Genomic DNA, 4,179 nt, shown 5'->3' with positions numbered 1-4,179 from the left:
CCGCCGCGGCTCCGTGTCCGGGCGGGCGGGGTGTGGTGGTTTGGGGGGGGGGGGGGGGGGGGGGGCCGGCCGCCCCCCCCCCCCGCTGGGGCCCCCCCGCCCGTCTTCGGTACGCGTCGTCCGCGTCCGCTCAGAAGGTCAGCTTCCAGCTGTTGACCCGGCCCGTGTCCTGGGCCGCGGTGTCCTGGACACGCAGCTTCCAGGTGCCGTTGGCGGTCTCGGTGGAGGCGTTCACCGTGTAGGTGGTGCTGACGTTGTCCGCGGAGTCCGAGGAGCTGGCGGACTTCAGACGGTAGGTCGAACCGTCCGGGGCGACGAGGTCGATGACCAGGTCACCGCGGTAGGTGTGGGTGATGTCCACGCCGACCTGGAGGGCCGAGGGGGCGTTGCCGCTGCGGCCGCTGACGGTGATCGGGGACTCGACGGCGGAGCCGTTGTCCGGGATGGAGAGCGCGGAGGTGCTGGTGAAGGTGGTGCCCCCCGTGGAGCCGCCGGAGCTGCCGCTCACCGCCTGCACCGTCTTGGCCGCGTCCGCCAGACCCGCACCGCAGCCGCCCGAGCAAGTGCCGGGAAGAGCACGCGAGTTGGTCTTCATCGCGGACTCGATCTGGGCCGGGGTCAGCGCCGGGTTGGCCGACTTCATCAGCGCGGCGAGGCCCGCGATGTGCGGGGCGGCCATGCTGGTGCCCTGGTAGTACTTGTACGTCTCGCTCGACGGGCCCTGCGTGCCGGTGTTCAGCGTGGACAGGATGCCGTTGGCCGTGGTCGTGCGGGTCTCGCCACCGGGGGCCGCGATGTCCACGATCGAGCCGAAGTTGGAGTAGTAGGCCTTGGCGCCGGAGCGGCCCAGCGCGGCCACCGAGACGACGTTGCTGCAGCTGGCCGGCGAGTAGTTGGCGGCGTTGTCGTTCTCGTTGCCCGCCGCGACGACGACGGTGGTGCCGCGGCCCACGGCGGCGTTGATCGCGCTCTGCGTGGCGCTGGTGCAGGCGCCGCCACCGCCGAGGCTCATGTTGATGACCTTGGCGACGTTGGTGTTGGCCGGGACACCGGAGACCGTGCCACCGGACGCCCAGGTGATGGCGTCGATGATGTCGGAGTCGTAGCCGCCGCACTGCCCGAGGACACGCAGCGGGGAGATCTTCGCGCCGTACGCGATGCCGGCGACGCCCTTGCTGTTGTTGGTCGCCGCGGCGATGGTGCCCGCGACGTGGGTGCCGTGCCAGGAGGAGGTGGTCGCCGTCCAGTCGGTGCTGCACTGACCGTCGGTGGTCCAGTCGCCCGTGTCGGCCGGGTTGCTGTCACGGCCGTTGCCGTCGTTGGAGACGGCGGTGTCGGAGATGAAGTCGTAGCCCGCGACGATGTTGGCGGCGAGGTCGGAGTGGGCGACGTAGCCGGTGTCGATGACGGCGACGGTCACGCCGCTGCCGGTGGTGACGTCCCAGGCGTCCGGCACCCGCATGCCCGCGGTGGACTCGAACAGGTCCCACTGCTTGCTGTACTCGGTGTCGTTGGGCGTGGCCGTCGGCTTGTTCAGCCGGTCCGGTACGACGTAGGCGACCTGCGGATCGGCCTGGTACTCGGCGACGACGTCGGCGACGTCCCGCTTGGTGAGGTTCTCGCCCAGGTCGACGAGGGCGGCTCCGGAGCCGAGGCGGCGCTGGAAGTCCAGGCTCTCGCCGGCCTCCTCGCCCTTGGCGGCGGCGTCGGCCTCGGCGGCCTTGTTCGACTTGGCCTCGGCGGCGCCCGACTTGTAGCCGACGATGAGGCGCTCGGCCGGGGTGCCGGGGGCGGCCTCGGTCTGTGCCGTCGGTACGGCGGCTTCCTTGGCGGGGGTGTCCTGGGCCACGGCGACGGTGGTGGCGGCCGTGAACAGCGCGGCGGAGACCGCGGCGACGGATATCAGCTTCCGTCTGGGGGGTGCAGAGGTACGCAAGGGGAGTGCCTTTCGTGGCCGGCCGAACTCCGGGCAGCGCGGAGCGGCGGACGTTTTCGCTTCGTCCTCGAAGCGGCGGGGGGTATTTCGAAAGTGCGGGGCGCGGCGGCCGGCCTGGCGCGAGCTACGAGCTACGAGCTACGACCCGTTCGGGGTTACCTGTGGGTCGGCTGTGGTCGAACGATAGGCAAAGAGAAGGTCATCCGGATACAGGGGAAACCCTCGATCAGGCTGGAAAACCACCCTCTACATCGTGTAGTCGACCGGTAATGGCGGACTTTGCCCGACTCGTCACGCACTGAACGCGCCGGGCCGAATTCCCGTACTGCACGAGGACACTTCCCGCGCCGGCCGAGGAGACGTTCCGGATGTCCCGGATGCCCTGGATGAGATCGCACCGCACCGCCCTGGCGGCCGCCGCCGCCACGCCGCTGCTGCTCACGTTGTGGGCGGCGGGCCCCGCCCAGGCGCACGGCGCGCCCACGGATCCGGTCAGCCGGGTGTACGCCTGCTCCCCCGACGGCGGCGGCGCGTCCCGGTCGGCGGCGTGCCGGGCGGCGGTCGCGTCGAACGACGGCCCCTTCACGGCCTGGGACAACCTGCGGATCGCGAATGTGAACGGTCGGGACCGGCAGGTCGTCCCCGACGGAAAGCTGTGCAGCGGTGGACTCCCCGCCTACCGGGGCCTCGACCTCGCCCGCGCCGACTGGCCGTCGACCCGGCTGACCCCGGGTGACTCCCTGACGATGCGGTACGTCTCCACGATCCCGCACACCGGCACGTTCCGGCTCTACCTCACCAAGCCCGGCTACGACCCGGCGAAGCCGCTCACCTGGTCCGACCTGCCGGAGAAGCCGTTCGCTGAAGTGACGGACCCGGCGCTGACGGACGGGGCGTACCGGATCAGGGCGACGCTGCCGTCCGACCGCTCCGGGCGGCATGTGCTGTTCACCATCTGGCAGAACAGCAGCACGCCGGACACGTACTACTCGTGCTCGGACGTGGTGTTCCCGGCGGGCGGGGGCGGAAGCGCCGGGGACGGTGGCGGCGGGAGCGGGGCGGCGTCCGGCTCGGGCGCGGACACGGAGGACGGCAACGGCCTTACGGCCGACGGTCCTTCGCCGACGAAGGAGCCGGGCGGCGCCAAGTCGGGCGGGGCCGAATCGCGTACGCCCGCCCCGTCCGAGTCTTCCTCCCCGGCCGGCGGCGAGAACCCGCGCACCCAGGGCGACAGCACACCGGTGGCGTCCACCGGGGCCTCGGACACGGGACCCTCGACGCCGATGCTGGCGGGCGGCGCCGCCGCGGTGCTGGTGCTCACCGGGGGCGCCGCCCTGGCGCTGCGGTTGCGCAGGAGGTGAACTCCCGCGCGGTGGGCGTCAGTTGACGTACACCGCCGCACCGCTGCCGGTCACCGGGGCGTACTTGGCGGTGAAGTAGCCGTTGGCGAAGCAGAGGGACGAGCCGGAGACCTTGGTGAACTGCGCGCTGGTGAAGTTGATGGTGTTGTCGGCGTTGCTCGCCGTGCCGGCCAGGCTGGGGGCCTGGTAGACGCAGTTGATGCTGCCCAGCAGGGTCCGCAGGACGACCGTCGTCTGGATGGTGGAGCCCGCGGCCGGGGTGACGGTGACCGTGCCGTCGGAGCCCACGGCGGCGCTGTAGGGCAGGTTGTTGACCGTGATGCCGGTGACGCCGAGGACGCCGACCACGTTGGTGGTGCAGCTGGCGGCGTCGAAGGTGTGCGCGGAGACCGACTCCGTCGCGGTGCCGGGCGCACCGGGGTTGTCCGTCACGGTGGCCGTGAACTGCGACGACGTGCAGGAGATGCCGCTCGTGCCGGTGGCGCTGGAGTAGAACGTGGCGGCGGTGCCGCTCGCCAGCGGCGCGGTGAGGACCTCGCCGGCCGCGACGGCCGTGCCGCCGACGGAGCCGGTGGTGAGGACGGCGCCGTCGGCCGCGGAGGCGGGGACGGCGGTGGGGAGGGTGAGTGCGGCGACGGCACCGGCGAGGGTGAGCAGGGAGCGCATGCGCATGCGGATGTACCTCGGCTTTCGTTGCGGGGGTGTGCCCTGAGGGCCCAGGGGACTCAGGGAGATCAGGAGGATCAGGGGGTCGGGAAGTGGGGGGTGCGCGAGTTCATGGGTGCCGTGGGGGGGGCGGGGGGGCCGGTCCAGCAGCGACGACACCGACACGCGGCGCGGGGGGGGGGGCCGCCCGCGGCGGGGGGGGGAGCGCGGGCGCCC

3 protein-coding genes are annotated in these 4,179 nt (G+C 72.3%); 1 reads left to right on the top strand and 2 read right to left on the bottom strand.

Annotated elements, in window-relative coordinates:
- Positions 1-130 precede the first annotated feature (130 nt).
- Positions 131-1,936, bottom strand: a complete 1,806-nt coding sequence (locus ACFWYS_RS22765; protein ID WP_384771825.1) for a S8 family serine peptidase — start codon at positions 1,934-1,936, stop codon at positions 131-133.
- A 377-nt stretch (positions 1,937-2,313) separates the two neighbouring features.
- Here ACFWYS_RS22765 and ACFWYS_RS22760 point away from each other — a divergent pair, with 377 nt between their 5' ends.
- Positions 2,314-3,297, top strand: a complete 984-nt coding sequence (locus ACFWYS_RS22760; RefSeq protein ID WP_384771822.1) for a lytic polysaccharide monooxygenase — start codon at positions 2,314-2,316, stop codon at positions 3,295-3,297.
- 18 nt (positions 3,298-3,315) lie between these two features.
- Here the strand turns inward: ACFWYS_RS22760 and ACFWYS_RS22755 are convergent, their stop codons facing one another.
- Positions 3,316-3,969 (bottom strand): Tat pathway signal sequence domain protein, encoded by a 654-nt coding sequence (locus ACFWYS_RS22755; protein ID WP_384771819.1) that lies wholly within the window; start codon positions 3,967-3,969, stop codon positions 3,316-3,318.
- Between the last annotated feature and the right edge of the window lie 210 nt (positions 3,970-4,179).

Source organism: Streptomyces sp. NPDC059010, assembly GCF_042740355.1.
Classification (GTDB): Bacteria; Actinomycetota; Actinomycetes; order Streptomycetales; family Streptomycetaceae; genus Streptomyces.
This window is presented reverse-complemented; position numbering and strand designations above follow the sequence as displayed.

Coding starts and splice junctions, on each gene's coding strand:
- ACFWYS_RS22755 (WP_384771819.1), bottom strand. CDS start 3,969: ATGCGCATGCGCTCCCTGCTCACCCTCGCCGGTGCCGTCGCCGCACTC.
- ACFWYS_RS22760 (WP_384771822.1), top strand. CDS start 2,314: ATGCCCTGGATGAGATCGCACCGCACCGCCCTGGCGGCCGCCGCCGCC.